General features: G+C 71.3%; 26 protein-coding genes and 1 pseudogene. 12 read left to right on the top strand and 15 right to left on the bottom strand.

Annotated elements, in window-relative coordinates:
• Window position 1 precedes the first annotated feature (1 nt).
• The gene (locus AB0D48_RS17180; protein ID WP_362396744.1) at window positions 2-1,366 is read right to left on the bottom strand and encodes an MFS transporter; all 1,365 of its coding nucleotides are present in this window, start codon (window positions 1,364-1,366) and stop codon (window positions 2-4) included.
• 71 nt (window positions 1,367-1,437) lie between these two features.
• Between AB0D48_RS17180 and AB0D48_RS17185 the strand changes: the two genes are divergently transcribed.
• From AB0D48_RS17185 to era, 4 genes and pseudogenes are all read left to right on the top strand, one after another.
• Window positions 1,438-2,484: a helix-turn-helix domain-containing protein gene (locus tag AB0D48_RS17185; protein ID WP_362396747.1), complete on the top strand. Its 1,047-nt coding sequence runs from the start codon at window positions 1,438-1,440 to the stop codon at window positions 2,482-2,484.
• A 128-nt stretch (window positions 2,485-2,612) separates the two neighbouring features.
• Window positions 2,613-3,911: a beta-xylosidase gene (locus tag AB0D48_RS17190; protein ID WP_362396750.1), complete on the top strand. Its 1,299-nt coding sequence runs from the start codon at window positions 2,613-2,615 to the stop codon at window positions 3,909-3,911.
• Window positions 3,912-4,261: 350 nt separating this feature from the next.
• Window positions 4,262-4,573 (top strand): annotated as a pseudogene (locus tag AB0D48_RS17195) (DUF916 domain-containing protein); the annotation flags it as partial.
• A 501-nt stretch (window positions 4,574-5,074) separates the two neighbouring features.
• Entirely contained in the window at window positions 5,075-6,025 is a 951-nt protein-coding gene (era, locus tag AB0D48_RS17200) for a GTPase Era (RefSeq protein WP_362396990.1), read from the top strand.
• 85 nt (window positions 6,026-6,110) lie between these two features.
• On the opposite strand, the gene AB0D48_RS17205 is transcribed toward era, so the two are convergent.
• From AB0D48_RS17205 to AB0D48_RS17220, 4 genes are all read right to left on the bottom strand, one after another.
• Window positions 6,111-6,758: a class I SAM-dependent methyltransferase gene (locus tag AB0D48_RS17205; RefSeq protein WP_362396752.1), complete on the bottom strand. Its 648-nt coding sequence runs from the start codon at window positions 6,756-6,758 to the stop codon at window positions 6,111-6,113.
• A 111-nt stretch (window positions 6,759-6,869) separates the two neighbouring features.
• The gene (locus AB0D48_RS17210) at window positions 6,870-7,664 is read right to left on the bottom strand and encodes a GNAT family N-acetyltransferase (protein ID WP_362396755.1); all 795 of its coding nucleotides are present in this window, start codon (window positions 7,662-7,664) and stop codon (window positions 6,870-6,872) included.
• A gap of 67 nt (window positions 7,665-7,731) precedes the next feature.
• Complete coding sequence (locus AB0D48_RS17215) at window positions 7,732-8,001, bottom strand: protealysin inhibitor emfourin (protein ID WP_362396758.1); 270 nt, start codon at window positions 7,999-8,001, stop codon at window positions 7,732-7,734.
• 10 nt (window positions 8,002-8,011) lie between these two features.
• On the bottom strand, window positions 8,012-9,088 hold the full coding sequence (locus tag AB0D48_RS17220) for a M4 family metallopeptidase (protein ID WP_362396761.1): 1,077 nt from the start codon (window positions 9,086-9,088) through the stop codon (window positions 8,012-8,014).
• A gap of 365 nt (window positions 9,089-9,453) precedes the next feature.
• Between AB0D48_RS17220 and leuA the strand changes: the two genes are divergently transcribed.
• Entirely contained in the window at window positions 9,454-11,217 is a 1,764-nt protein-coding gene (gene leuA, locus AB0D48_RS17225) for a 2-isopropylmalate synthase (protein ID WP_362396764.1), read from the top strand.
• 66 nt (window positions 11,218-11,283) lie between these two features.
• Here leuA and AB0D48_RS17230 read toward each other — a convergent pair whose 3' ends face one another.
• Window positions 11,284-12,042: an SDR family NAD(P)-dependent oxidoreductase gene (locus tag AB0D48_RS17230; RefSeq protein WP_362396767.1), complete on the bottom strand. Its 759-nt coding sequence runs from the start codon at window positions 12,040-12,042 to the stop codon at window positions 11,284-11,286.
• Window positions 12,043-12,200: 158 nt separating this feature from the next.
• On the opposite strand from AB0D48_RS17230, the gene AB0D48_RS17235 reads away from it, so the two are divergent.
• The 5 genes from AB0D48_RS17235 to AB0D48_RS17255 all read left to right on the top strand — a co-directional run bounded on the left by AB0D48_RS17235 (window position 12,201) and on the right by AB0D48_RS17255 (window position 17,381).
• A complete protein-coding gene (locus AB0D48_RS17235) occupies window positions 12,201-12,896 on the top strand; it encodes a TerB family tellurite resistance protein (RefSeq protein WP_362396769.1) in 696 nt (231 codons plus the stop codon).
• A gap of 592 nt (window positions 12,897-13,488) precedes the next feature.
• Window positions 13,489-15,036: a nucleobase:cation symporter-2 family protein gene (locus AB0D48_RS17240; RefSeq protein WP_362396772.1), complete on the top strand. Its 1,548-nt coding sequence runs from the start codon at window positions 13,489-13,491 to the stop codon at window positions 15,034-15,036.
• Between the two features lie 122 nt (window positions 15,037-15,158).
• A complete protein-coding gene (gene recO, locus AB0D48_RS17245; RefSeq protein ID WP_030757462.1) occupies window positions 15,159-15,905 on the top strand; it encodes a DNA repair protein RecO in 747 nt (248 codons plus the stop codon).
• Between the two features lie 11 nt (window positions 15,906-15,916).
• Complete coding sequence (locus AB0D48_RS17250) at window positions 15,917-16,741, top strand: isoprenyl transferase (protein ID WP_362396776.1); 825 nt, start codon at window positions 15,917-15,919, stop codon at window positions 16,739-16,741.
• 91 nt (window positions 16,742-16,832) lie between these two features.
• Window positions 16,833-17,381 carry a YcxB family protein gene (locus AB0D48_RS17255; RefSeq protein ID WP_362396779.1) on the top strand — a complete coding sequence of 183 codons (549 nt, stop codon included), beginning with the start codon at window positions 16,833-16,835 and terminating at the stop codon, window positions 17,379-17,381.
• Between the two features lie 59 nt (window positions 17,382-17,440).
• On the opposite strand, the gene AB0D48_RS17260 is transcribed toward AB0D48_RS17255, so the two are convergent.
• From AB0D48_RS17260 to AB0D48_RS17275, 4 genes are read right to left on the bottom strand one after another with little or no spacing between them, the layout of a single operon-like run.
• Window positions 17,441-17,869, bottom strand: coding sequence for a transcriptional repressor (locus AB0D48_RS17260; RefSeq protein WP_362396782.1), 429 nt, complete (start codon window positions 17,867-17,869; stop codon window positions 17,441-17,443).
• Between the two features lie 51 nt (window positions 17,870-17,920).
• On the bottom strand, window positions 17,921-18,784 hold the full coding sequence (locus tag AB0D48_RS17265; protein ID WP_362396785.1) for a metal ABC transporter permease: 864 nt from the start codon (window positions 18,782-18,784) through the stop codon (window positions 17,921-17,923).
• Window positions 18,784-19,575: a metal ABC transporter ATP-binding protein gene (locus AB0D48_RS17270; protein ID WP_362396788.1), complete on the bottom strand. Its 792-nt coding sequence runs from the start codon at window positions 19,573-19,575 to the stop codon at window positions 18,784-18,786. Before AB0D48_RS17270 ends, AB0D48_RS17265 begins: the two co-directional genes overlap by 1 nt.
• A 26-nt stretch (window positions 19,576-19,601) precedes the next feature.
• Window positions 19,602-20,579 (bottom strand): metal ABC transporter substrate-binding protein, encoded by a 978-nt coding sequence (locus AB0D48_RS17275; RefSeq protein WP_362396790.1) that lies wholly within the window; start codon window positions 20,577-20,579, stop codon window positions 19,602-19,604.
• 153 nt (window positions 20,580-20,732) lie between these two features.
• Between AB0D48_RS17275 and AB0D48_RS17280 the strand changes: the two genes are divergently transcribed.
• The gene (locus AB0D48_RS17280) at window positions 20,733-22,115 is read left to right on the top strand and encodes a glycine--tRNA ligase (protein WP_362396793.1); all 1,383 of its coding nucleotides are present in this window, start codon (window positions 20,733-20,735) and stop codon (window positions 22,113-22,115) included.
• A gap of 73 nt (window positions 22,116-22,188) precedes the next feature.
• Here the strand turns inward: AB0D48_RS17280 and AB0D48_RS17285 are convergent, their stop codons facing one another.
• The 5 genes from AB0D48_RS17285 to AB0D48_RS17305 form a co-directional block, all read right to left on the bottom strand.
• Window positions 22,189-22,902: a VC0807 family protein gene (locus AB0D48_RS17285; RefSeq protein ID WP_362396795.1), complete on the bottom strand. Its 714-nt coding sequence runs from the start codon at window positions 22,900-22,902 to the stop codon at window positions 22,189-22,191.
• Window positions 22,903-23,036: 134 nt separating this feature from the next.
• Window positions 23,037-23,630: a TetR family transcriptional regulator gene (locus AB0D48_RS17290; RefSeq protein WP_362396798.1), complete on the bottom strand. Its 594-nt coding sequence runs from the start codon at window positions 23,628-23,630 to the stop codon at window positions 23,037-23,039.
• 20 nt (window positions 23,631-23,650) lie between these two features.
• Window positions 23,651-24,712 carry an aldo/keto reductase gene (locus AB0D48_RS17295; RefSeq protein ID WP_362396801.1) on the bottom strand — a complete coding sequence of 354 codons (1,062 nt, stop codon included), beginning with the start codon at window positions 24,710-24,712 and terminating at the stop codon, window positions 23,651-23,653.
• Between the two features lie 63 nt (window positions 24,713-24,775).
• Window positions 24,776-24,898 (bottom strand): hypothetical protein, encoded by a 123-nt coding sequence (locus AB0D48_RS17300; RefSeq protein ID WP_362396804.1) that lies wholly within the window; start codon window positions 24,896-24,898, stop codon window positions 24,776-24,778.
• Window positions 24,895-25,119 (bottom strand): DoxX family protein, encoded by a 225-nt coding sequence (locus AB0D48_RS17305; protein ID WP_362396807.1) that lies wholly within the window; start codon window positions 25,117-25,119, stop codon window positions 24,895-24,897. Before AB0D48_RS17305 ends, AB0D48_RS17300 begins: the two co-directional genes overlap by 4 nt.
• A 91-nt stretch (window positions 25,120-25,210) precedes the next feature.
• Between AB0D48_RS17305 and AB0D48_RS17310 the strand changes: the two genes are divergently transcribed.
• Window positions 25,211-25,666, top strand: a complete 456-nt coding sequence (locus tag AB0D48_RS17310) for a MarR family winged helix-turn-helix transcriptional regulator (RefSeq protein WP_362396810.1) — start codon at window positions 25,211-25,213, stop codon at window positions 25,664-25,666.
• Window positions 25,667-25,809: the final 143 nt, after the last annotated feature.

Consider the following 25,809-nt stretch of genomic DNA (forward strand, 5'->3'; position numbering starts at 1 on the left):
CCTACGCTCCGGCCGGGGCAGCCGTCTCTGCCGGGGCGGCCGTCCCGGCCGTCGCCGCCGCCAAGGCCGGCCCGGCCGTAGCCGCCGCAGCGGGACGACGCCGGATCACCATCGACATCAGCGCGGCCATCGCGCACAGCGCGCCCGAGGCGTACCAGACGACGTCGTACGAGCCGAACACGTCCCGCGCCAGGCCGCCCAGGAAGGCGACGACCGCAGCGCCCACCTGGTGCGAGGCCAGGACCCAGCCGAAGACGATCGCGCTGTCGTCCCCGTACTGCTCGCGGCACAGGGCGATGGTCGGCGGGACGGTCGCGACCCAGTCCAGGCCGTAGAAGACGATGAAGAAGACCATCGGCGGATGGACCGACGGGGCCAGCAGCACCGGCAGGAAGAGCAGTGAGATCCCGCGCAGGGCGTAGTAGACCGCCAGCAGCCGCCGCGCCTCGAAGCGGTCCGTGAACCAGCCGGACGCCACCGTGCCGACGACGTCGAACACGCCGATCACCGCCAGCAGCCCGGCCGCCGCCGTCACCGGCATGCCGTGGTCGTGGGCCGCCGGTACGAAATGGGTCCTGACCAGGCCGTTCGTGGAGGCTCCGCAGATCGCGAAGGTGCCCGCGAGCAGCCAGAAGGGGCCGGTCCGGGCCGCCTTGAACAAGACGGTGACCGCCCGGCGCGCGGCTCCCGGCACCGGCGCGGGCTTCTGCGCGTACGTGCCCCCGTACGGGGCCAGGCCCACGTCCGCCGGGTGGTCGCGCAGCAGCAGCCACACGAAGGGGACCACGCACAGCGCGGTGAGGGAGACGGTCACCGTCGCCGGGCGCCAGCCGTGGTGCTCCACCAGCCAGGACAGCAGCGGCAGGAAGACCAGCTGGCCGGAGGCGCCGGCCGCCGTCAGGATCCCGGTGACCAGGCCGCGCCGGGCCGTGAACCACCGGTTGGTCACCGTCGCCGCGAAGGCCAGGGCCATCGAGCCGCTGCCCAGGCCCACCAGCACGCCCCAGAACAGCACCAGCTGCCAGGAGGCGGTCATCCACACCGTGGCGGCCGACCCTCCGGCGATGACCGTCAGCGCGCACGCGACGACCTTGCGGATGCCGAAGCGGTCCATCAGCGCGGCCGCGAAGGGCGCGGTCAGCCCGTACAGCGCGAGGTTCACCGAGACGGCGAGGCCGATCGTGCCGCGCGACCAGTCGAACTCCTCGTGCAGCGGCTCGATGAGCAGTCCGGGAAGGGAGGCGAAGCCGGCCGCGCCGATGATCGTCACGAAGGCGACGGCCGCGACGAACCACGCGCGGTGGATGCGTCCGGGCTGCCGCGGGGCCTGCCGGGAGGCCGTGGAGGTGGGGGCTGTCTGCGTCACGCCGAACAGCTTCCGGCCTGCGGCGTCCCTACGACAGTGGCCTGACTGTCACGCTTCGATACGATCGGGCCATGGAGCCGAACGCCCCGACCCACCGCGTCGTCGTCCTCGCACTCGCCGGGCTGCTGCCCTTCGAACTCGGCATCCCGCACCGGATCTTCGGGCGCGCCGAGGACGCGGCCGGACGGCCGCTCTACGAGATCCTGACCTGCGGGCTCGCCCCCGGACCGGTGCGCACGGACGCCGATTTCGCGATCCACGTCGAGCACGGCCCGGAGCTGCTGGCCACCGCCGACACCGTGGTGGTGCCGGCCTCCTACGAGCTGGGGCCGATCTACGAGCACGGCCGGCTGACCGAGGAACTCGCCGCGGCCCTCGCGCACATCCGGCCCGGCACGCGGCTCGTCTCCATCTGCACCGGCGGCTACGTCCTGGCCGCCGCGGGCTGCCTGGACGGCCGCCGGGCCACCACCCACTGGGCCTCCGCCGACCACTTCCAGCAGCTGTTCCCGGCCGTCCGGGTCGACCCGGACGTGCTCTACACCGACGACGGGGACGTACTGACTTCCGCCGGCGTCGCCGCCGGGATCGACCTGTGCCTGTACATCGTGCGCCGCGACCACGGCGCGGCCGTCGCCAACGACGTGGCCCGGCGGACCGTCGTGCCGCCGCACCGGGACGGCGGGCAGGCGCAGTTCATCGAGCGCCCGGTGCCCGAGCCGCAGCTCGCCAGCACCGCGGCGGCCCGCGCGTGGGTGATGGACCGGCTGCACGAACCGCTGCGCCTGACCGACCTGGCCCGGAGGGAGGCCGTGTCCGTACGGACCTTCACGCGCCGCTTCCGGGAGGAGTCGGGCGTCAGTCCCGGCCAGTGGATCGTGGGGCAGCGGGTGGAACGGGCCCGGCGGCTGCTGGAGGAGACGGAGCTGCCGATGGAACAGGTGGCGCGGGAGGCGGGCTTCGGGACGGCACAGTCACTGCGCAAGCACGTGCAGGCGGCGCTGGGGGTGAGCCCGACGGCCTACCGGCGCACCTTCCGGGCAGCAGCCACCACCGCAGGCGCCGGTACTCCGCCATCTCCTGATGGGCCATCAGTTGATGCCGGGCCCGTGCATTGACTTCTCCCGCCGCCCGCTCGTGAATGGCCCCCTGTCGGGGCGATGGAACCCAGTTCGGGGCGATGGAACCCAGGGGGCGGGCAGTGCGAACAGGAGCGCGCAGCAGGAGATGGTCGGCAGCCGTCGGCATGGCCGTGCTCGCGGCGACGGCCGGGGGCGCGCTGAGCGCACCGGCCGCAGCCGATGGGGAAACGCCCCCGGACCGCGTCGAGTTCCCGACCCACTGCCTGCCGCCCCAGGAGGCCGGACTTCCGCCCGCCGACGGGCCGACCACCGCCCGGATCGCCGTGGACAACCCTGCTCCACAGGTCGGCGACACCGTCACCGTGACCTACCAGGTGCTCGCCACCCCCGCCGCGGCGGTCCTGGAGCAGAACTCGGCAGGCGTCGAACTCCCCGCCGGCGCGCTGACCGCGACCGGCCGGATCCTGCTGGCGGGCGCCCAGAGCGGTGAGGTCACCGTGGTCGGCGGCCGGCGCAAGGACCCCGTCCCGGCGGGCGCGGCCCCGGCCGCCGTCACCATGACCGGCACCTTCACCGTCACCGCGCCCGGCGGGATCACCCTGGCGCCCGGCGGCTACACCCTGCACACCAGCCACCCGATGGACCTCGACACCGTGTGCACGGCCGCCGCGGCCCCCGTCTCCGGACGCCTCACCGCTACCCCGCTGCCCCTGGCCAACCTGCGCAGCGTCTTCCTCGCCGCGGCCTCCGGCAGACCGGGCGCCAAGGTCGAGGTCACCGCCGCCGGTTTCCCCCCGGGCGCGGCCGTCACGGTGGCAGGCCGGGCGGGCGCCGCCGAGACGGCCGACCGGGTCGCCGCCACCGCCGACGAGCACGGCGTGGCCCTGGCCGAGCTACCGGTGACCGACAAGGCCACCACCGCGGTCGTCGCCTACGAGGGCACGGCCTGGTCGGCGGGCCAGGGCTCGGGCCCGGCCGCGTACGCCGTCGTCGACGCCGCCCCGCCGCAGCCCGGCACCCAGCGGATGACCGCCACCGTGGAGCCCGGCGCCCTCGGCATGACCCAGGCGGGCGAGGCCATCACCCTGGGCGCGGTGCCCTACGGCGACGGCGGCGCCGCCCCGGGCCGGATCGGCACCGTCACCGTCAAGGACGCCCGCGGCGGCCCGGCCGGCTGGTCCCTGATCGGCAAGGTCACCGACTTCACCGGACCGGGCGGCCTCCGCATCCCGGGCGGCTCGCTCTCCTGGACCCCGGCGTGCGCCGCCGCGGAGGGCAGCCCCAGTCCCTGTACGGCGGGCAGCGCGGGTGCGGTCGGCCCGGACGGGGCGGTGCTGGCCTCCATTCCCGACGGCCCGCTGGTCGGCGGCACGTTCACGGTCGACGCCGCGGTGACCCTTCGGGTGCCCCCGTACACCCCGCCGGGCGCGTACACGGCGGTCCTGACGCTGACCTTGAGCTGACGGTGCGGTTGCCGCTGCGCGGGGCCGTTCCCCACCCCGCCCCTTCCCGTTTCCCGGGGCTCCGCCCCAGACCCCGCGCCTCGAACTCCCCCGGAGTCCCCGGGGGACCCCCGGGCGAGGCTGAGATCACCCTGCGGGCGATCCAGCCCCAGCCCCCTGCAACCCCGCCGGCGGTCGAGGGGCGGGCGCGGAGCGCCGTCGGGGAGCCGGGGACGGGGCGGGGCGGGGGAAGGCCCTGCTCCGCGGCTGCCAGGATCCGGCGGGTACTGCTGGTCGTGGGAGCCGTGCTGGCCGTCTGCTGGCTCGCGCCCGCAGGGACGGCCGTGGCGGCCGACAACGGCCAGTGGTCCGTGCTGCCCGCCGCCAACGCCCTCGGCCGGCGGCCGTACTTCTACCTGGCCGCCGCCCCCGGCCAGGCCGCCGCCGACACCGTGACCGTCACCAACCGATCCGACCGCCCCCGCGCCTTCCGGCTCTACGCCGCCGACGCCTACAACACCGCCCGGGACGGCGGATTCGCGCTCCGCGGCCCCGACGAGCCGCGCCTGGCCACGGCCGCATGGGTCAGGCTCGACCGGGAGCGGGTCACCGTACCGGCCGGGACCTCCGTCAGCGTCGCCTTCACCCTCACCGTCCCCGACCGGGCGGAACCCGGCGACCACCCCGGCGCCATCGTGGCCCTGGAGGACCGGCCCGCCGCCACCACGGCCCGGGGGATCGACGTGCGGCAGGCCGTCGCCGCCCGCCTGTACCTGCGGGTGACCGGCCCCACCGCCCCCGCCCTCGCCGTCCGGGACGTCTCCGTCCGCCGTCGCGGCGCCGGCGCGGAGGTCTCGTACACGCTCCACAACCTCGGCAACGTCACCCTGCGCCCACGCGCCGCCCTCACCGCCTCCGGCGTCCTCGGCCGGCCCCTGCTCGCCCGCGGCCTCACCGGACTGCCCGCCGAGCTGCTGCCCGGCCAGGAAGTCCGGCTCAGCGCCCCCTGGGACGGCCCGCCCGCGGCGGAATGGGCCGACGTGACGGTACGGGCCACAGCCGACGGAACCACAGCTCAGGGCCGTGCCGCCTACGCCGCCCACTCCTCCCTCGGCACCCTCCTCGCGGCTGCGAGCGTCCTCGCCGCCATGGGCTGGTCGGCGCTGGGAGCCGCATCGGGGAGAATGGCCCGTATGAGCGATCGTTCCCCCGAGTCCACAGCCCCGCACCGTGCGGGCTTCGCCTGCTTCGTCGGCCGCCCCAACGCGGGGAAGTCGACCCTCACCAACGCACTCGTGGGCACCAAGGTCGCGATCACCTCCAACCGGCCGCAGACCACCCGCCACACCGTCCGCGGCATCGTGCACCGCCCCGACGCGCAGCTCGTCCTGGTCGACACGCCCGGCCTGCACAAGCCGCGCACCCTGCTCGGTGAGCGCCTCAACGACGTCGTGCGGTCCACCTGGGCCGAGGTCGACGTCATCGGTTTCTGCCTGCCGGCCGACCAGAAGCTCGGCCCCGGCGACAAGTTCATCGCGAAGGAACTCGCGGGGATCAAGAAGACCCCCAAGATCGCCATCGTGACCAAGACCGACCTGGTCGAGTCCAAGCAGCTGGCCGAGCAGCTCCTCGCCATCAACCAGCTCGCCGAGGAGCTCGGCTTCGAGTGGGTCGAGATCGTCCCCGTCTCGGCCGTCGGCGACAGCCAGGTCCAGCTGCTGGCCGACCTGATCGCACCGCTGCTGCCGGAGAGTCCGCCGCTCTACCCCGAGGGCGACCTCACCGACGAGCCCGAGATGGTCATGGTCGCGGAGCTGATCCGTGAGGCCGCGCTGGAAGGCGTACGGGACGAGCTCCCGCACTCCATCGCCGTCGTCGTCGAGGAGATGATCCCGCGCGAGAACCGCCCGGCCGACCGGCCGCTGCTCGACATCCACGCGAACGTGTACATCGAGCGGCCCAGCCAGAAGGGCATCATCATCGGCCCGAAGGGCGCCCGCCTGAAGGAGGTCGGGATGAAGTCGCGCAAGCACATCGAGGCACTGCTCGGGACCCCGGTCTTCCTCGACCTCCACGTGAAGGTCGCCAAGGACTGGCAGCGGGACCCCAAGCAGCTGCGCAAGCTCGGGTTCTAGACGGGGCGCCGGTCGCGGCACCGGGCCCTGTCGTCAAAGTCCCGCCCGGTCCGCGGCCCGACCGGCGCTGCTCCGGCAACAGGGCCTAGCGCAGCCGCCGTACCTTCAGCGCGTTGTCCGGGCGGGTCCCGGGCCGGCCGTCGGGCGCGGTCATGGCCTGCACGTGTTCCGCCGCGAGCAGGACCTCCCAGTCGCCCCCGGGCAGTTCCAGCTGTTCCAGGACCTCGTCCGGGGTCGGGAAGCCGATCTCCGCGTGCTTGTCCGGGTCCCACGAGGGCCCGCCCGCGTGGCCCGCGATCAGCAGGATCCCGCCGGGGGCCACGGCCGCGGCGGCCGTCCGCAGGATCCGCTCGCGGGGGAAGTCCCCGTACGAATGCAGGAAACAGGCGGAGACGAGGTCGAACTCCCCGGCGGGGAAGGACTCCGCGAGGTCGTGCCGCCGCCACTCGACGCGGTCGGCGAGCTCCGCCTCCTCGGCGTGCCGGGCCGCCCGTTCCAGGGCCACCCCGGAGATGTCGGTCCCGGTGACGTGCCAGCCCTGCCGGGCCAGCCACACGGCGTCGGCGCCCTCGCCGCAGCCGAGGTCCAGGGCGCGGCCAGGGGTGAGGTCCGCGACCTCACGGACCAGAACGGCATTGGCCTTGCCGCTCCAGATGCGGTTGCTCTCGCGGTAGCGGGCGTCCCAGAACTCCTCGCCCGCGGCGGCGTGGTCCTGGTGGTGATGGTCGGACATGGGGGCCTCTTCCTGTACGGATCTGCCGGTACGGCCGATGCTGCGCCGGTACCGCCCGAGCGGGCAAATACCGTTGCCGTTCCGGCAAACCCGTCAGGCGGGCCGGATACTTCAGGCCGGGGGCTCCGCGATCAGGGCCGTCGCCACGCGGCGGAAGCCGATGCGGCTGTAGACCCGGGCCACGTCCTCGTCGCCGGCGGAGAGGAAGACCGTACGGGCGCCACGCTCCAGGGCCTGAGCGACCAGGGCCGCCGTGACCCCCAGGGCCAGGCCCTGACGGCGCGCCGACGGGAGGGTGCCGACGCCCACCACCTCGGCGACGTCCCCGACCGGGTTGTACTGGCCCGAACACAGCACCACGCCGTCCCGCACGGCCGCCGCCATGCCGCTACGGCCCGACGCGAGCATCCCCGACACCCGCGCCCGGCCCTCCGCCGCCGCGGGATCGGCCATCGCCACCGCCAGCTCGGCCGGGCCGGCCGCGCCCACCGCCGTGCCGGGCGCGCGGAAGGCCAGGGCAGGGACCGTGACCGCAGCCGTCAGCAGCGGGTCGTCCGCGTCGAGGAGGCGTACCTCCGGATGCGCGGGGACGACCGCAGCGGCAGGGTCCAGCACCATCAGCGGATGCGCGTGCACGTGCAGCCCGGCCGCTTCCACCGCGGCCCGCAGGGAGGGACTGGTTTCGGCCACCCACTCGAAGGCCTCGGGCACCTTCAGCTCCCGCTGCCGGGCCCGTACGCGCTCCACGTCCGCCGTGGTCGCCTCGGGGCCGCCGAGCGCGGGCCGCGCGTAGTACTGCCAGCCCGCGCCCTCCTGCACGAAGAGAGTCAGCGGGCCGAAGTCCTCGGCCCGCGCCCCGCCCACCCGGGGCACCGTGTCGTAGTACTGCTCCAGCTCGGAAAGCATTGAATCGATCATGTGGTCGGTCATCCGGCCATCCAAGCAAAGCGGCCCTTCTCAGGCACCTTCTTTGTCAGGCACCTTCTTTCAGGACGCGCGTGATCAGCGCCCGTTGTGCGTCCGACAGGTTCGGCTCCTGGCAGGACACCGTCCGCCCGTCGACCGTGATCCGGTACGAGAAGCCGTCCCGGATCCGGCCCGCCGCGTGGCCCGGCGGGCCGGGCCGCAGCGCGAGCTGGGCCAGGGCCTGCCACTCGGCCTCGTCCGCCAGGCCCGCGGTGTCCACCTCGACCCGGCGCTCGATGCCCGCGAAACCGCCCGTCCGCACCACCCGAATCAGCATGTGCGCCCTTCTACCCCGCCAGCGGGACGCCCACCGCCGACCACGCCTTCTGCAGGGCCTGGTGTTCCGCGCCCCCGTCCCCGTACCGGGCGACGGCCGCGGCGGTCGACAGCCGGGCGAAGTCCGCGAAGTCCGCGTCCGGGGCGAGCTGCCCGCCCGTGAGGGTGTCGTACCAGATCTGGCCGGCCCGCTCCCAGGCCTTGCCGCCGAGCTCGGTCGCCACGATGTAGAAGGCGTGGTTGGGGATGCCGGAGTTGATGTGCACCCCGCCGTTGTCGCGCGAGGTGGTCACGTAGTCGTCCATGGTCGCCGGCTGCGGGTCCTTGCCGAGCTCGTCGTCGTCGTACGCCGTCCCCGGCGCCTTCATCGACCGCAGCGCGACCCCGGTCACGTTCGGCCCCAGCAGCCCGGCACCGATCAGCCAGTCGGCCTGGTCGGCCGTCTGCTCCAGCGAGTGCTGCTTGATGAGCGAGCCGAAGACGTCCGACATCGACTCGTTCAGGGCGCCCGACTGCTGGTGGTAGTCCAGATTCGCCGAGTACTGCGTGACCCCGTGGGTCAGCTCGTGCCCGATGACGTCCACCGACACAGTGAAGTCGAGGAAGAGGTCCCCGTCCCCGTCGCCGAAGACCATCTGCCGGCCGTCCCAGAAGGCGTTGTTGTAGTCCTCGTCGTAGTGGACGGTCGCGTCCAGCGGCAGCCCGGCATCGTCGATCGAGCGCCGCCCGAAGCCCTGCAGGAACAGTTCGAAGGTGGCCCCGAGCCCCGCGTACGCGCGGTTGACGGTGGCGTCCTTGCCCGCCGGGTCGCCCTCCGCGCGCACCTTCTTCCCGGGCAGCCGGGTGCGGTGCTGGGCGTCGTAAATGGTCCGGTCCGGTTCCCCGGAGGCGGGCGTCCCGAGCGTGGGCACGATCCCCCGCACGGCCGTGACCCGGCGCCGGGTGCGCAGGAGGGAGTCGCGCTCCAGGGTGCGCTGCGCGAGATCGGCGCGCCGCGAGTCCGCGGACCGGGCGGCCTTGTCGAGCAGGTGGGGTGGCACGACGGTGCAGAAGACGGGGTGGCGGTGGTGAGCGCGGGAGGCATCCATGCCCGGCAATGTGGCAGTGGGTCACCTTCGTGTCACTACCTGCGACCATGATTCATTCACATGTCTGAAAGCCGTCGCGTGCGGTTGACGAATCGGCCGGTCCTGGCGGGATGGAAGGAGGTGTAGCTCACATTAGGTACAAATCGGACAGGCGGGTCTTGCATACTGAAACAGGTCCTCGCTTTACGGCGCGGCTCGGCTAGGCTCGGCCCATCATGCGTTTCGGGCTGCTTCTCCTTAGCTGCCGCGGCGAGGGTCTGTAGTCGTAGGCCGACCCCCTCCCCGCGGAGTTTGGTGTTGCGGTTTTGCGACCGTTGTCGGCCGTCCCAGCGAACTACACGCGGACACGCGAGGAGCCCAACGTCATGAGTCAGCACACTTTTGCCGGTCGCCCCACGCCCATCACCAACGCGACCCACGCCCAGAAGCCCTCCGGGATGCCCATCCACAAGTACGGCGCGTACGAGCAGGTGGACATCCCCGACCGCACCTGGCCGGACGCCCGCGTCACCAAGGCTCCCCGCTGGCTGTCCACCGACCTGCGTGACGGCAACCAGTCGCTGATCGACCCGATGACCCCCGCCCGCAAGCGCGAGATGTTCGACCTGCTGGTGCGGATGGGCTACAAGGAGATCGAGGTCGGCTTCCCGTCCTCCGGCGAGACCGACTTCGCCTTCGTGCGTTCCATCATCGAAGAGGGCGCGATCCCGGACGACGTCACCATCTCCGTACTGACCCAGGCCCGCGAGGACCTGATCGAGCGGACCGTGGAGTCCCTGGTCGGCGCCAAGCGCGCCACCGTGCACCTGTACAACGCGACCGCGCCCACCTTCCGCCGGGTCGTCTTCCGCGGCTCCAAGGAGCAGATCAAGCAGATCGCCGTCGACGGCACCCGCCTGGTCATGGAGTACGCCGAGAAGCTGCTGGGCCCCGAGACCGTCTTCGGCTACCAGTACAGCCCGGAGATCTTCACCGACACCGAGCTGGACTTCGCCCTGGAGGTCTGCGAGGCGGTCTGCGACGTCTGGCAGCCGGCCGAGGGCCGCGAGATCATCCTGAACCTGCCCGCCACCGTGGAGCGCTCGACGCCCTCCACCCACGCGGACCGCTTCGAGTGGATGGCCCGCAACCTGACCCGCCGCGAGCACATCTGCATCTCCGTCCACCCGCACAACGACCGCGGCACCGCCGTCGCCGCCGCCGAGCTGGCCCTGATGGCCGGCGCCGACCGCATCGAGGGCTGCCTGTTCGGCCAGGGCGAGCGCACCGGCAACGTCGACCTGATCACCCTGGGCATGAACCTGTTCTCCCAGGGCATCGACCCGCAGATCGACTTCTCGCAGATCGACGAGATCCGCCGCACCAGCGAGTACTGCAACCAGATGGAGGTCCACCCGCGCCACCCCTACGCGGGCGACCTGGTCTACACCGCCTTCTCCGGCTCCCACCAGGACGCCATCAAGAAGGGCTTCGACGCCATGGAGGCCGACGCGGCCGCCCAGGGCAAGACCGTCGACGACATCGAGTGGGCGGTCCCCTACCTGCCCATCGACCCCAAGGACGTCGGCCGCTCCTACGAGGCCGTCATCCGGGTCAACTCGCAGTCCGGCAAGGGCGGTATCGCCTACGTCCTGAAGAACGACCACAAGCTGGACCTGCCGCGCCGCATGCAGATCGAGTTCTCCCGGATCATCCAGGCCAAGACCGACGCCGAGGGCGGCGAGGTCACGCCGAAGGCGATCTGGGACGTCTTCCAGGACGAGTACCTGCCCAACCCCGAGAACCCGTGGGGCCGCATCCAGCTGCGCTCCGGTTCGACGGCCACCGACAAGGACGGCACGGACACGCTGACCGTCGAGGCGGTCGTGGACGGCGTGGAGACGGTCCTGACCGGCACCGGCAACGGCCCGATCTCGGCCTTCTTCGACGCGCTGGCCGGCATCGGCGTCGACGCCCGCCTGCTGGACTACACCGAGCACACCATGAGCGAGGGCGCCTCCGCCGTGGCCGCCTCGTACATCGAGTGCGCGATCGACGGCCGTGTCCTGTGGGGCATCGGCACCGACGCCAACACCACCCGCGCCTCCCTGAAGGCGGTCATCTCCGCCGTCAACCGCGCCGGCCGCTGACCCGCTCGTACGTGAACCCCGTCCCTCCCGTCCGGAGGGGGCGGGGTTCCGCCGTTTCCCGGGCCCTCACCGGGCCAGGTAGCCGCCGTCCACCGGCAGGACCACGCCCGTCACGAACGAGGCCGCGTCGGAGGCCAGGAAGGCGATGACCCGGGCCACCTCCTCCGGCTCGCCGAGCCGGCCCATCGGGTGGGCCCCCGTGACCTCCTGCAGGTACTCCGGCCCGCCCGGCTCCTCCTGCAGCGCGATCACCCGCTCCGTTCGGATGGTGCCCGGGGCCACCGCGTTGACCCGGATCCCGCGCGCCGCCCACTCCACCGCGAGGTGCTTGGTCAGCCCCGACGCCACGAACTTGGCCGGTCCGTACGCCGCCTGCCGGGCCTGCCCGGCCACCCCCGAGATCGACGAGACGCAGACGAGCGCCCCACCGGGCCGCGGCTGTGCGGTCATGGCCTCGATGGCGTACTTGCAGGTCAGGAACATGCCCCGGCCGTCGATGGCCATGACGTGGTCCCAGTCGTCAGGGCTGGTCTCCCGTACATCCGAAAGGGGGAGCACCCCGGCGTTCGCCACGGCGACGTCGAGGCGTCCGTACGCCCCGACCGCCGCGGCGATCATCGCGCGATTGGCCTCCGGATCGGAGACGTCACCGGTGACCGCCGTGATGGCGTACCCCTCGTCGGCCAATTGCGTACGCAGGGCCTCGACCCCGGGGCCGTTGACGTCGGCCGCGGTCACCTGGGCCCCCGAGCGGGCCAGCAGCAGGGCGGTGGCCCGGCCGATCCCGCTCGCGGCGCCGGTCACCAGGCAGGACTTCTCATTCATGCCGCCGACCCTAGGGGGCGCTCGTGGGGGGCGCAGATCAGCCAAGTCCGTGTCACGCGACATGTTGTCCTGTCGCACGACTGACGCATCCTCATCGATGTGGCTAACATCACGCCAACCCGGCGACGTTGCCGGAAGGTTACGCGCGGAGGTGCGACGTGCTGCCAGTTCGGGGTGGGGACGGCCGGAAGCTGACGGTCTGGGGCATCCGTACCACCTGGAGCACCGTGGGCGACGGGGAGTTCTTCTGCCCCGCCTGCGGTGGAGACCGCAACTACCGCAGGCGCACCGGGCGCCGCCGGTTCACCGTCCTCGGGGTGCCGCTGCTGCCGCGCGGCAGCGCCGGGCCCGTCGTCGAGTGCCAGGGCTGCCGCGAGCGCTTCGGCACCGACGTCCTGGACCACCTCACCACCGCCCGCTTCACGGCGATGCTGCGCGACGCCGTGCACACCGTGGCACTGGCCGTGCTCGCCGCGGGCGGGACGGCCTCGCGCAGCGCGCTGGAGGCGGCGGTGAGCGCCGTACGGGCCGCGGGCTTCCAGGACTGCTCGGAGGAGCAACTGGAGTCCCTCGTGGAGGCACTGTCGACCGACGAGGGGCGGCTCGGGCTGTACAACGTTCCCGAATGCTGCGGAGCCGCGCTGTCGATCGAGCTGCACGAGGCGCTGGAGCCGCTGGCCCCGCACCTGGCGGGTCCGGGCCGCGAGTCGATCCTGCTTCAGGGGGCCCGTATCGCGCTGGCGGACGGCCCGTACATCCCGGCGGAGCGCGAGGTGCTCTCCACCGTCGGTGCGGCGCTGCGCATCGACACGAGCGAGGTGGCCCGGCTGCTGTCGGCGGTACGGGCGCCCTGAGCGCGGGCGCGGGACCACAAGAGGTGCGCCCCAGGGCCCGGCGGGATTCCGCCGGGCCCTCGCTCGTGTACGGGCGGGCGCGCCGAAACCGTCCGAAACGGCCCCGGCGCACGTAACGATCCGGCCTCGCAGGACCGAAATCACGCCTGCCGCCGGGCTGGAGCCGATCGCTCCGGGAGCGGCGCGTCCACCCCTTGGACGGTCTCCCGTCGATGTCGGCATGTGTCCGACGGGACCGGTGCGCAGCGCATAACACCAGGTCACAGCCGCTGGATCGGGCGGTGCGCGGCGATCCGAGGCCCGTGCGCGGCCACCCGCCTTACCCTTCCGCGGGTGCTCCCGCTACTGGAGGAACCACAAAATCGTGGACCCGTGAGAGTCAACAATTTGTAGAAGTCGACGATATCTGTGAGGCCCCCCACAGGCGTTCAATTCCGGTCACACGACGAGACGCCGGCTGTAACACAGCGGGGCTTCGATCCACGTGAACGCACTGACAACCCTGGCGGACCAACGGGTTAACGACCCACTCCGGCCAGGGATAACCAGATCTCCTCTCACGTACCTCACCTCTTTGAAGGGCAAGGCAGAGATGGCACGTGTCGCCGCCCGGCTTTCCGTCGACGGAGAGCAGAGCACGCACCCGGTCGACGAGGTGCTCCCCCTCCCCAAGCTCGCGCTGTACGGCTTCCAGCACGTACTCGCCTTCTACGCCGGTGCGGTGATCGTTCCGATCATCGTGGGCAACGCGCTGAAGCTGAGCCCTGAACAGCTGGTCTACCTGATCAACGCGGACCTGTTCACCTGCGGTATCGCCTCGATCATCCAGGCCTGGGGCATCGGCCGGATCGGCGCGCGTCTGCCGCTGATCCAGGGCGTGACCTTCACCGCCGTTTCCCCGATGATCGCCATCGGTCTCGGCGCGGGCGGCGGAACCGCCGCGCTTCTGGTCATCTACGGCGCGGTCATCACCGCCGGCATCGCGACCTTCGCCTTCGCCTGGCTGCCCGCCAAGGCGTTCCGGACGGTCATGCGGCTCTTCCCGCCCGTCGTCACCGGCACCGTGATCACCGTGCTGGGCATCGTCTTGATCCCCGTCGGTCTCAACGACGCGGCCGGCGGCCTCGGCAGCCCGGACTTCGGCGACCCGAAGAACTTCGCGTACGCCGGCGGCACGATGCTCTTCATCCTCGTCCTGATGAAGATCGGCAAGCCGTTCCTCTCCAGCATCTCCATCCTGCTCGGCCTGGTCGGCGGCACCGCGGTCGCCTTCCTGCTCGGCGACGCGAAGTTCGGCGACGTCGGCAACTCCGGCTGGATCGGGGTCACCACCCCCTTCCACTTCGGCGTCCCGAAGTTCGAGTGGTTCCCGATCGTCCTGATGCTGATCGTCATGCTGATCACCATGGTCGAGACGACCGGTGACACGTACGCGGTCGGCGACATCGTCGGCAAGGAGGTCGACAGCGAGACCGTGGCCCGCGCCCTGCGTGCCGACGGCGCGGCGACCGCCCTCGGCGGTGTCCTCAACTCCTTCCCGTACGTGGCCTTCGCCGAGAACGTCGGCCTGGTACGGATGACGAAGGTCAAGAGCCGGTTCGTGGTCGTCGCCGCGGGCGTCTTCATGATCATCCTAGGTCTGCTGCCCAAGGCCGCCGCGATCGTCGCCGCCGTCCCGCACGGGGTCCTCGGCGGAGCCGCGACCGTCATGTTCGGCATGGTCGCCCTGGCCGGTATCCAGACCCTGGGCAAGGTGGATCTCAAGGAGGAGAAGAACGCGCTGATCGTGGGCGTCTCCCTCGCCTTCGCCCTGCTCCCCGCGACCGTCCCGGTCTTCTTCACCAAGCACATGGACCCGGACCTGTCTTCCCTCCTCAACAGCGGTGTCACCCTTGGTGCCACGGCTGCCATCGTCCTCAACCTGATCTTCAACGGCCTGGCCGAGGACGACGTCCCCGCCATCCCCGAGGTCCCGGCTGCCCCTGAGGCCGCCGAGGCCGCCGAGTCGACCGAGGCTCCGGCCGAACCGGCGGGGTCCGCCGCCGCGGCCGAGGCCGTCTCCCCGGCGGTGCCCGCCCAGGTGGCCGCAGCCCCGGCCGGGGCCGAGAAGGCCGACGACGCGGCAACGCCGGCCCCCTGACCCCTCCCAAGGGGTGATGGCCCCTCGCCCGGCACCCCCCGGCCGGACGAGGGGCCATCGCCGTCTCCGGAGGTGTCGTCGCGCGGAGCCGTACGGGTCCGCGTACAGGCGACAATGGGCGCATGAGTCTGTTCCGCGACGACGGCATCGTGCTGCGCACCCAGAAGCTGGGTGAGGCGGACCGCATCATCACGCTGCTGACCCGGGGCCACGGCCGGGTACGGGCCGTCGCCCGCGGGGTGCGGCGTACGAAATCCAAATTCGGCGCCCGGCTGGAACCTTTCTCCCACGCCGACGTGCAGTTCTTCGCCCGCGGCAGCGAGCTGATCGGCCGCAGCCTGCCGCTCTGCACCCAGACCGAGATCATCGCCCCCTACGGCAACGGCATCGTCACCGACTACGCCCGCTACACCGCCGGCACGGCCATGCTGGAGACCGCCGAGCGGTTCACCGAGAACGAGGGCGAGCCCGCCGTACAGCAGTACCTGCTGCTCGTCGGCGCCCTGCGCACGCTCTCGCGCGGCGAACACGAACCGCACCTCATCCTCGACGCCTTCCTGCTGCGCTCCCTCGCCGTCAACGGCTACGCCCCCAGCTTCGAGGACTGCGCGAAGTGCGGGATCCACGGCCCCAACCGGCACTTCTCCGTCGCCGCGGGCGGGGTGATATGCGGGGACTGCCGCGTGCCCGGCAGCGTCGTACCCTCGTCGGAGGCCATCGCCCTCCTCAGCGCGCTGCTGACGGGCGACTGGGGGCATGCCGACGCCTGCGAGGCGCGTCACGTGCGGGAGGGCAGCGGGCTGGTCTCGGCCTATTTGCACTGGCATCTGGAGCGCGGGCTACGCTCCCTGCGATACGTCGAGAAATAGGAGCTGGGCACATGGCACGACGCGGGATTCTGGGACGCTCTCGCCGCGAGTACAAGGTTCCCGAGCCGCACCCGTCCGGTGAGCGTCCGCCGAAGATCCCCGGTGAGCTCGTCCCGAACCACGTCGCGGTCGTCATGGACGGCAACGGTCGCTGGGCGAAGGAGCGCGGCCTGCCGCGTACCGAGGGCCACAAGGTCGGCGAGGGCGTCGTGCTCGACGTGCTCAAGGGCTGCCTGGAGATGGGCGTCAAGAACCTCTCCCTGTACGCCTTCTCGACGGAGAACTGGAAGCGCTCGCCCGACGAGGTCCGCTTCCTGATGAACTTCAACCGCGATGTCATCCGGCGCCGCCGCGACGAGATGAACGAGCTCGGCATCCGCATCCGCTGGGTCGGCCGCATGCCGAAGATGTGGAAGTCGGTCGTCCAGGAGCTCCAGGTCGCGCAGGAGCAGACCGTCGACAACGACGCGATGACGCTGTACTTCTGCGTGAACTACGGCGGCCGCGCGGAGATCGCGGACGCGGCGCAGGCGATCGCCCGCGATGTGGCGGCCGGCAAGCTGGACCCGTCGAAGGTCAACGAGAAGACCTTCGCGAAGTACATGTACTACCCGGACATGCCGGACGTGGACCTGTTCCTGCGCCCGAGCGGAGAGCAGCGCACCTCCAACTACCTGCTCTGGCAGAGCGCCTACGCCGAGATGGTCTTCCAGGACGTGCTGTGGCCGGACTTCGACCGCCGGAACCTCTGGGCGGCCTGTCTGGAGTACGCGCAGCGCGACCGCCGCTTCGGCGGGGCCGTGCCGAACCAGGCGGAGCCGGGCGCCACGGCCTGATCCCGTACGCGGTCCGGCCCGGCCCGGCCCTGCTCAGCGCCCGGCGGCACGCCCGCCGCCGGGCGCGTCGACGCCGGTAGGGTCGCCTGTCATGAACATGAATGATGGCGCGTCGGTACGGCCGGTCGCGGAGGCCGTCGAACTGGCCTACCGGATCACCACGGCGGATCTCGCCGAGGCGGTGCGTGCGAGGGACTCGCGGACAGCGGCCGGGCGCCGCAGGCGGTGGCTGTTCCCCGTGACCGGGATAATGTCGGTGCTCCTCGCCCTGTCGGCGATCGCGAGGGACGAGTCGGCCGCCAGGGTGGCGGTCTTCTTCGCCGCCGGCGCGATGATGTGGGTGTTCGCGCTCTTCAGCCCGCGGATCCAGGCGCGGGCCTTCCGTGGGCTGCTGGAGAAGGCGGGCGAGTGCCGCACCGTCGTCGACGGCTCCGGGGTCCTGGTGGCGACAGCGACGACCGAGGCGCGCATCAGCTGGGCCGCGCAGCCGACCTACGCGGAGACGGACGGTTCGTTCGTCATGCTCAGCGACGACAAGGGGGCGGTGGCCATGACGGTCCTGCCCAAGCGCGGTGTACAGGACCCGGCGGACGTCGACCGGCTGCGCGCGATCCTGGACGCCAGCCTGCGGCGGATCTGAGCCGCCGGAGCCGGGCCCGGTACCGCTGGACGAGCCCGGGCCCGCAGGCGCTCGTACGGTCAGGCCGCGGCAGCGCAATCGGCGCAGGTGCCGAAGATCTCCACCGTGTGGGCCACGTTCACGTAGCCGTGCTCGGCCGCGATGGACTCCGCCCACTTCTCCACTGCCGGGCCCTCCACCTCGACCGCCTTGCCGCACTTGCGGCAGACCAGGTGGTGGTGGTGGTCCCCGGTGGAGCAGCGCCGGTAGACGGACTCGCCGTCGCTGGTGCGCAGCACGTCGACCTCGCCGGCGTCGGCGAGCGACTGGAGGGTGCGGTAGACGGTGGTCAGGCCCACGGAATCGCCACGGTGCTTGAGCATGTCGTGGAGTTCCTGGGCGCTGCGGAACTCGTCCACCTCGTCCAGCGCCGCCGCCACGGCGGCCCGCTGCCGGGTGGATCGTCCTCGTACTGGCGCGGTATTCGTCTCGCCAGGCGCAGTCGCCACCGGTTCCTCCTCGTATCGGCCTGCCGCCATTGTGCCAGGCGGCCGAGGCCTCTAGACCTTTACGTCGTCCCGGGTGCACACCTCTTCGGCGGCGCGGGCCGCCTTCGCCCGGCGCCGGGCCAGGGGGGTGGACAGGGCCGTCAGCACCATGAAGACGCCGATCGCGAGCAGCACGATCGTGGCGCCCGAGGGCACGTCGATGTAGTACGTGGCCGCCGTGCCGGTCACGGAGACGGTGAGGCTGATGGCGATGGCCAGGCCAAGGGTGGCGGCGAAACCACGGGTGAGCCGCTGGGCGGCCGCGACCGGGATCACCATCATGGCGCTGACCAGCAGCAGGCCCACGATGCGCATGGCGACGGTGACGGTGACCGCGGCGGTGACCGCGATCAGCAGGTTCAGGACGCGTACGGGCAGGCCGGTGACCCGGGCGAACTCCTCGTCCTGGCAGACGGCGAAGAGCTGCCTGCGCAGGCCGATGGTGACGGCGAGCACCAAGGCGGCGAGGAGCGCCATCGCGACCACGTCCTCGGAGGCGACGTGGGTGATCGAGCCGAACATGGCGCTGAGGAGCCTGGCCGTGGAGCCGCCCCCGACGCTGATGATCATCACGCCGCCGGCCAGGCCGCCGTAGAAGAGCATGGCGAGGGCGACGTCCCCGCTGGTCTTGCCGCGGGAGCGGATCAGTTCCATGCAGACGGCGCCGACGACGGCGACCAGCGTGGCCATCCACACCGGGCTGGTGTGGAGGACGAAGCCGAGGGCGACACCGGTCATGGCGACGTGGCCGAGACCGTCGCCCATGACGGCCTGGCGGCGCTGGACGAGGTACGTGCCGATGGCGGGCGCCGTGATGCCGACCAGGGCCGCCGCGATCAGCGCGCGCTGCATGAAGGCGTAGTCGAGGATTTCCATCAGCTCAGCAGTCCCGTCCGCAGGGGCTCGGCGTCGTGCGCCGCGTGGGGGTGTACGTGGTCGTGGCCGGGCAGGGCGTGCTGGCCGACGGCCTCCGGCGGTGGGCCGTCGTGGACGACGCAGCCGTCGCGCAGGACGACGGCGCGGTCGATCAGCGGCTCCAGCGGGCCCAGCTCGTGCAGGACGAGGAGGACGGTGGAGCCGACGGCGACCTGCTCGCGCAGGGCGTTCGCGAGGACCTCCTGGTTGGCGAGGTCCACGCCGGCCATCGGCTCGTCCATGATCAGGAGTTCCGGCTCGACGGCGAGTGCCCGGGCTATGAGGACGCGCTGGTGCTGGCCGCCGGAGAGGGCGTTGACCGAGGCGTCGGCGTGCCCGTCCATGTCGACGAGGGCCAGGGCGCGCTCGACGGCGGCCTTGTCGGCCTTGCGCAGGAGGCCGAAGCGGGTACGGGCCAGCCGGCCGGAGGAGACGACCTCGCGGACGGTGGCGGGGACGCCGCTGGCGGCGGTGGTGCGCTGCGGGACGTACCCGATGCGCGACCAGTCGCGGAAGCGCTTGAAGTCCGTTCCGAAGAGGGAGAGGTCGCCGTCGGTGAGCGGGACCTGGCCGACGACGGCGCGGACGGCGGTGGACTTGCCGGAGCCGTTGGCGCCGAGCAGGGCGACGACCTCACCGCGGCGGACGGTGAGGTCGATCCCGCGCAGCACGGGGCGCGAGCCGAGCGAGGCCGTGGCCCCGCGCAGGGATATGACGGGCCGGTCGTCGGCCTGTAGGGGCGTGGACTGCATGGCTCGCGCCTCCGTTGCTGCTGCCATCACTTGCTGCCGAGTGCCTTCTGGAGGTTCTTCAGGTTGGACCGCATGACCGCGAAGTAGTCAGCGCCCTGGGACTTGTCGGTGATTCCCTCGAGCGGGTCGAGGACGTCGGTCTTCAGGCCGGTGTCCGCCGCGAGGGTCTTGGCCGTCTTGTCGCCGGCCAGGGTCTCGAAGAACACCGTGGTGGCATTCTCCTTCTTCGCGATCTCGTGGATCTCCTTGATCCGGGCCGGGCTCGGCTCGGACTCGGGGTCGAGGCCGGCGATGCCCTCCTGGTCCAGGCCGTAGCGCTCGGCGAGGTAGCCGAAGGCGGAGTGGGTGGTGATGAAGGTCTTGGTGGCCGTGTTCTTCAGGCCGTCCTTGAACTCGGTGTCGAGCCCGGTCAGCTTGCCGACCAGGTCGTCGGTGTTCTTCTTGTAGTCGGCGGCGTGCTCGGGGTCGGCCTTCTCCAGTGCGGCGCCGACGCCCTTGGCGACCTCCGCGTACTTGGCGGGGTCGAGCCAGATGTGCGGGTCCGCGCCGGAAACACCCTCGTGCGCGTGGTCGTGGCCCTCCTCGCCCGCGGCCTCGCCCTCGTGGCCGTGGTCGTGGCCCGGAGCGCCGTGGGCCTCCATCGTGGTGAGGGTGGCGGCGTCGACGACGTTCTTCCCGCCGGACTGGGCAACGGCCTTGTCGACAGCGGGCTGCAGGGTCTTGAGGTAGAGGATCACGTCGGCCTCGCCCAGCTGGGCGGTCTGCTTCGGCGTGATCTCCAAGTCGTGCGGTTCGACACCTGGCTTGGTCAGGATGTCGACCTTCACGTGGTCCTTGCCGATCTGCTCGGCGAGGAACTGCATCGGGTAGAACGACGCCGTCACGTCGAGCGTGCCGTCCTTGCTGCCGCTCGCGGAGGCTCCGGAGCAGGCCGTGAGGGCCGTGGCGCCGAGGGCGACGGCTCCGGCGAGGGCGGTGGCGGGTATGAGGCGTCGTACGTTCATGACATCCATTTTCATCAAAAATGGAAACGATTGTCAAAAACCCAGGGGGGGGCCCGGGGTGGGACCGTGGAAGGGGATCCGATTTGAAAGCGGGGGTGCGGGCGCCGGTAACCTAAAGACTTCGCCGTTCGTCCTCGTAATGAAGAGAGCACCGTGGCCGCCGACAAGATCGACACCATCGTCAGCCTGAGCAAGCGCCGTGGCTTCGTTTTCCCGTGCAGTGAGATCTACGGCGGCTCCAAGGCCGCCTGGGACTACGGCCCGCTCGGTGTCGAGCTCAAGGAGAACATCAAGCGCCAGTGGTGGAAGGCGATGGTCACCGGGCGTGAGGACATCGTCGGCCTCGACTCCTCCGTGATCCTGGCCCCCGAGGTCTGGGTGGCCTCCGGCCACGTCGCGACCTTCTCGGACCCGCTGACCGAGTGCACCTCCTGCCACAAGCGCCACCGCGCGGACCACCTGGAAGAGGCGTACGAGGCCAAGCACGGCCGCGTGCCCGCCAATGGTCTTGCCGACGTCAACTGCCCCAACTGCGGTGTGAAGGGCCAGTTCACCGAGCCCAAGCAGTTCTCCGGCATGCTGGAGACCCACCTCGGCCCGACCCAGGACACGGGCTCCAAGGCGTACCTGCGCCCCGAGACCGCCCAGGGCATCTTCACCAACTTCGCCCAGGTGCAGACCACCTCGCGCAAGAAGCCCCCCTTCGGCATCGCGCAGATGGGCAAGTCCTTCCGCAACGAGATCACTCCGGGCAACTTCATCTTCCGCACGCGCGAGTTCGAGCAGATGGAGATGGAGTTCTTCGTCAAGCCGGGCGAGGACGAGCAGTGGCAGGAGTACTGGATGCAGGAGCGGTGGAACTGGTACCGCGACCTCGGCATCCGCGAGGAGAACATCCGCTGGTTCGACCACCCGAAGGAGAAGCTCTCCCACTACTCGAAGCGCACCGCCGACATCGAGTACCGCTTCAACTTCGGTGGCAATGAGTTCTCCGAGCTCGAGGGCATCGCCAACCGCACCGACTTCGACCTCAAGGCCCACTCCGCCGCCTCCGGCCAGGACCTCGTGTACTTCGACCAGGAGTCCAAGGAGCGCTACACCCCGTACGTCATCGAGCCGGCGGCCGGCGTCAACCGCGCCATGCTCGCCTTCATGCTCGACGCGTACAACGAGGACGAGGCCCCCAACGCCAAGGGCGTCATGGAGAAGCGCACCGTGATGCGCCTCGACCCGCGCCTGGCCCCGGTCAAGGTCGCCGTCCTGCCGCTGTCCCGCAACCCGCAGCTCTCGCCGAAGGCCAAGGGCCTCGCCGCCGACCTGCGCAAGTTCTGGAACATCGAGTTCGACGACGCCGGCGCCATCGGCCGCCGCTACCGCCGCCAGGACGAGATCGGTACGCCGTTCTGCGTCACCGTCGACTTCGACACCCTGGACGACAACGCGGTGACCGTGCGCGAGCGCGACACCATGAAGCAGGAGCGCGTCTCCCTGGACCAGATCCAGAGCTACCTCGGCAGCCGCCTGCTCGGCTGCTAGGTTCCACCCGGCAAAAGACCGGTGGCCCGGTGCGCAGTGTGCGCACCGGGCCACCGGTCTTTTTCGGCTCGGATCAGGCGGTCGTCGCGGCCTCGGCGGCCGCGGCCTCCGCTTCGGCCGCGCGGCGCTCGCCCTCCCGCTGTGACCGCTTTCCGTAGAGCGCCGTCCACACGCCCAGGGCGCCCAGCACCCCGTAGATCATGATCGGGCTGAGGCTCACCATGGTCTTGGTGTCCAGGACGTACGCCAGGCCCATCCGGATCAGCGCCTCGGCGACGTAGGCCACGCCCCAGACCAGGGTCATGGTGCGCATGGTGGTGCGGAAGCCCTCGTACTGCCACAGGCCGTTCCACCAGGCCGTGCTCTCCGGCGTGCCGTCGGTGGCGAACTTGCGGCCGAAGTAGAACATCAGCGGGCGCGCTGCCAGCAGGGTGGCCAGGCAGAGCAGACCGAACAGCCCGGTCACGCCCGAGTCCTTGATCAGCAGGGCGCGGGCAGAGTGGGCGCCGACGAGCGAGACGACGGCCGTGATCACGATGAACACCAGCGTGACGACGGCGAACTCGTCGAGCTTGCGCCGCCAGGCCACGCTGATGGCGCTGTCGAGCACCGGCCAGGCGCTGCTGAGGAGGAGCGCCGAGAACTCGCTCCAGCCGTGGTCGTCGACGAGCGTGTTGTACGTGATGATCGGCGCGACGACGTTGAGGCCGATGGTCAGGACCCAGCCGATGGCTGTGGCGGCGCCGGAGCGGGTGGGAGGTGCGGGTCGTGCTGCTTGGGTGGACAAGGTTCCCCCTGAAACTGCCTGATGAGTGCGGTAGGGGGACCGTAGGGACATGTTGCTGACATGTACAAGCTGAACAAGCCAAAATGATCACCAAAGCGTCCGGAGGGGGTAATTCCGGATCCTTGGGCCCCGCGTCAGGCGCGCAGACCCCGGATGATCAGTGAGGTGACGGCCTCGAACTCCGTGAGGATCGTGGGCGAGAGCCAGTCCGCCGCGTACTGCGGGTCGTGGAACCGGCCTGTGGCGTCGAAGACCGCGCGGGCGGCAGCCGGTACGTCGTCGGCGGCGAGGGTGCCCGCCGTGACGCCCTCGGCGATGATCCGGGCCAACTGGTCGATCAGCTCGGTCAGGTGGTGATCCACGATGCCGCTGTTCTCGGCGAGCAGCACGGTGTAGGTGGCGAACAGCTCCGGGTCGTCACCTGCCTTGTGCCGCTTGGCCTCGAAGAGCGCCTCCAGCCATGCCTCCAGCTTGGAGGGGGCGCTTGTGGCGGACGCCGAGGTGATCTCCTCCAGCATGACGACGCTCTTGGCGAGCCAGCGGTCCGTGACGGCCTCGCGCAGCGCCGCCTTCGAGGGGAAGTGCCGGTACACGCTGCCGTGGCTGACGCCCAGCGCGCGGGCCACGTCCACCACGGTCGCCTTGGTGGGACCGAAGCGCCGCAGCACCTCCTCGGTGGTTTCGAGAATGCGCTCGGGTGTCAGGGGTTCGGCAGCGGTGGGAGGCATGGTACGACCGTACCGCCAGCTCAGTGCTCGCTGTCGAGGTGGGCCATCTGAGCCGCCGGGTACCGCTCGCCCGCTGCGGCGCCGGCGGGTACGGCCTCCTCGACTGCGGCCAGGTCGGCCTTGCTCAGCGTTATCTCCATGGCACCCAGTGCCTCGGCGAGCCGGTCCCGGCGCCGGGCGCCCACCAGCGGCACGATGTCCTCGCCGCGCGAGAGCACCCAGGCGATGGCGGTCTGAGCGACGCTGACGCCCTTGCTGTCCGCGACCTTGCGCAGGGCGTCCACCAGGTCGAGATTGCGGTCGAGGTTGTCCCCCTGGAAGCGGGGGCTCATGCCGCGGAAGTCGCCCGGGGCCAGTGCGCGGTCCCGGGCGAAGTGGCCGCTGATCAGGCCGCGGGACAGCACTCCGTAGGCCGTGATGCCTATGCCCAGCTCTCGGGCGGTCGGCAGGATCTCGTCCTCTATGCCGCGGGAGATGAGCGAGTACTCGATCTGGAGGTCGGCGATCGGGGCCACCGCGGCGGCCCGGCGCAGGGTGTCCGCGCCTACCTCGGAGAGGCCGATGTGGCGCACGTGTCCGGCCTCGACCGCTTCGGCGATGGCCCCGACGGTCTCCTCGATCGGGACGTCCGGGTCCACGCGGGCGATCCGGTAGATGTCGATGTGGTCCCGGCCGAGCCGCTGGAGCGAGTAGGCCAGGAAGTTCTTGACGGCCTCCGGCCGGCCGTCGTACCCGGTGAAGCCGCCCTCGACCGTGCGCAGGGCGCCGAACTTGACGCTGGTCAGCGCCTGCTCGCGGGCCGCGGCGGGCGCGGTGCGCAGGGCTTCGTTGATCAGCAGTTCGTTGTGGCCCATGCCGTAGAAGTCGCCGGTGTCGAGAAGCGTGACGCCGGCGTCCAGGGCGGCGTGGATGGTGGCGAGGGACTCGGCGCGGTCGGCCTCCCCGTACAGGGCGGACATCCCCATGCAGCCGAGGCCGAGCGGGAAGACGGACGGACCGGCGGCCCCGAGGGTGCGGGTGGCTGTGGCTGTGGCTGTGGCTGTGGCTGTGGTGGTGACGGTGACGTTCTCGTTCGTGGTCATGAGACGAGAATGGCATGACGAGTGACAGATTTCAATATCTGTCACTCGTCAGTGTGGGGGCGGCTACGCCAGGACCCGCAGGGCCAGGGCGGCGGCCGCGATCGCCGTGAGGGCGGCGGCCGGGGCGAGGTCGTAGTCCTCGGCCCGGAGGTGGGTGATGACCGCGCCGACGAAGTAGAGGGTCACGCCGAGGGCGGCGGCGATACCGAGGGGGTGACCCACAGGCCCGCGATCAGGCCGATCGCGCCCGCGGCCTTGAGGGTGGCCAGGCGTGGCAGCCAGGAGTCCGGCACCTGGACCTTCCGCATGCTGGCCACGATCTGGTCGTTGCGCTGGAGCGTGAAGGCGGCGGAAGCGGTGAGGACGAGGGCGAGGAGGCCGCCGACGACGGCATAGGCGATGAACATGGAAATCTCCAACGGTCGGTGGTGTCGAATCATTGAATAACATCAACGGTATCTCCAGTGCAATCATTTCTCGATTGCTACGATGTGGGACATGACGGCAGATCAGGACGGATCGCACCCTCCGCAGCGGCTGGGCCTGCTGCTGGCCTGGCACGGATCGGTCACCCAGACCCGGATGAAGAGGGCGCTCAGCGCGGCGGGGCTCACCCCCCGGCACGCGATGACGCTGATGCACCTGGAGGACGGCCCGGTCAGCCAGCGGGCACTCGCCGAGCGGCTGGAGGTGGACCCGAGCGTGCTGGTCGGGATCCTGAACGACCTGGAAGGCGACGGCCTGGCCGAACGACGCCGGGATCCGGCCGACCGCCGTCGCCACAATGTGGCCATCACCGCCGCCGGATCGACCGCGCTGGGCAAGACGAACGCGGCGCTCGACGAGGTCGAGCAGGGCCTGTTCGCGAGCCTGTCGCCGGGTGACCAGGAGACCCTGCGCGCCCTGCTGGCGCGTATCGACACCCAAGCGGACGACTTCGACTGCCAGGAGTAGCCCGCCCGCCCCGGTAGCCACCCGAGCGGGCCCGGCCGGGGGCGTCGGCGGGGTGAACGGCCCGCCCCTGCTGCGCGGGGCGCGGCCTGCCGGATCGCGCCTGCCGGATCGCGCCTGCCGGGTCGCGCCTGCCGGGTCGCGCC

Origin of the sequence: Streptomyces sp. NPDC048269 (genome assembly GCF_040652395.1) — a bacterium.
Taxonomy (GTDB): domain Bacteria; phylum Actinomycetota; class Actinomycetes; order Streptomycetales; family Streptomycetaceae; genus Streptomyces.

Excerpts from the sequence above, each read along its gene's own strand:
- AB0D48_RS17240 (WP_362396772.1), top strand. The coding sequence starts at position 13,489 with ATGGCACGTGTCGCCGCCCGGCTTTCCGTCGACGGAGAGCAGAGCACG.
- AB0D48_RS17220 (WP_362396761.1), bottom strand. The coding sequence starts at position 9,088 with ATGGATGCCTCCCGCGCTCACCACCGCCACCCCGTCTTCTGCACCGTC.
- AB0D48_RS17255 (WP_362396779.1), top strand. The coding sequence starts at position 16,833 with ATGAACATGAATGATGGCGCGTCGGTACGGCCGGTCGCGGAGGCCGTC.
- AB0D48_RS17250 (WP_362396776.1), top strand. The coding sequence starts at position 15,917 with ATGGCACGACGCGGGATTCTGGGACGCTCTCGCCGCGAGTACAAGGTT.
- AB0D48_RS17215 (WP_362396758.1), bottom strand. The coding sequence starts at position 8,001 with ATGCTGATTCGGGTGGTGCGGACGGGCGGTTTCGCGGGCATCGAGCGC.
- AB0D48_RS17305 (WP_362396807.1), bottom strand. The coding sequence starts at position 25,119 with ATGTTCATCGCCTATGCCGTCGTCGGCGGCCTCCTCGCCCTCGTCCTC.
- AB0D48_RS17275 (WP_362396790.1), bottom strand. The coding sequence starts at position 20,579 with ATGAACGTACGACGCCTCATACCCGCCACCGCCCTCGCCGGAGCCGTC.
- AB0D48_RS17185 (WP_362396747.1), top strand. The coding sequence starts at position 1,438 with ATGGAGCCGAACGCCCCGACCCACCGCGTCGTCGTCCTCGCACTCGCC.
- AB0D48_RS17310 (WP_362396810.1), top strand. The coding sequence starts at position 25,211 with ATGACGGCAGATCAGGACGGATCGCACCCTCCGCAGCGGCTGGGCCTG.
- AB0D48_RS17210 (WP_362396755.1), bottom strand. The coding sequence starts at position 7,664 with ATGCTTTCCGAGCTGGAGCAGTACTACGACACGGTGCCCCGGGTGGGC.
- AB0D48_RS17270 (WP_362396788.1), bottom strand. The coding sequence starts at position 19,575 with ATGCAGTCCACGCCCCTACAGGCCGACGACCGGCCCGTCATATCCCTG.
- AB0D48_RS17230 (WP_362396767.1), bottom strand. The coding sequence starts at position 12,042 with ATGAATGAGAAGTCCTGCCTGGTGACCGGCGCCGCGAGCGGGATCGGC.
- AB0D48_RS17290 (WP_362396798.1), bottom strand. The coding sequence starts at position 23,630 with ATGCCTCCCACCGCTGCCGAACCCCTGACACCCGAGCGCATTCTCGAA.
- recO (WP_030757462.1), top strand. The coding sequence starts at position 15,159 with ATGAGTCTGTTCCGCGACGACGGCATCGTGCTGCGCACCCAGAAGCTG.
- era (WP_362396990.1), top strand. The coding sequence starts at position 5,075 with ATGGCCCGTATGAGCGATCGTTCCCCCGAGTCCACAGCCCCGCACCGT.
- AB0D48_RS17190 (WP_362396750.1), top strand. The coding sequence starts at position 2,613 with ATGGCCGTGCTCGCGGCGACGGCCGGGGGCGCGCTGAGCGCACCGGCC.
- leuA (WP_362396764.1), top strand. The coding sequence starts at position 9,454 with ATGAGTCAGCACACTTTTGCCGGTCGCCCCACGCCCATCACCAACGCG.
- AB0D48_RS17265 (WP_362396785.1), bottom strand. The coding sequence starts at position 18,784 with ATGGAAATCCTCGACTACGCCTTCATGCAGCGCGCGCTGATCGCGGCG.
- AB0D48_RS17205 (WP_362396752.1), bottom strand. The coding sequence starts at position 6,758 with ATGTCCGACCATCACCACCAGGACCACGCCGCCGCGGGCGAGGAGTTC.
- AB0D48_RS17295 (WP_362396801.1), bottom strand. The coding sequence starts at position 24,712 with ATGACCACGAACGAGAACGTCACCGTCACCACCACAGCCACAGCCACA.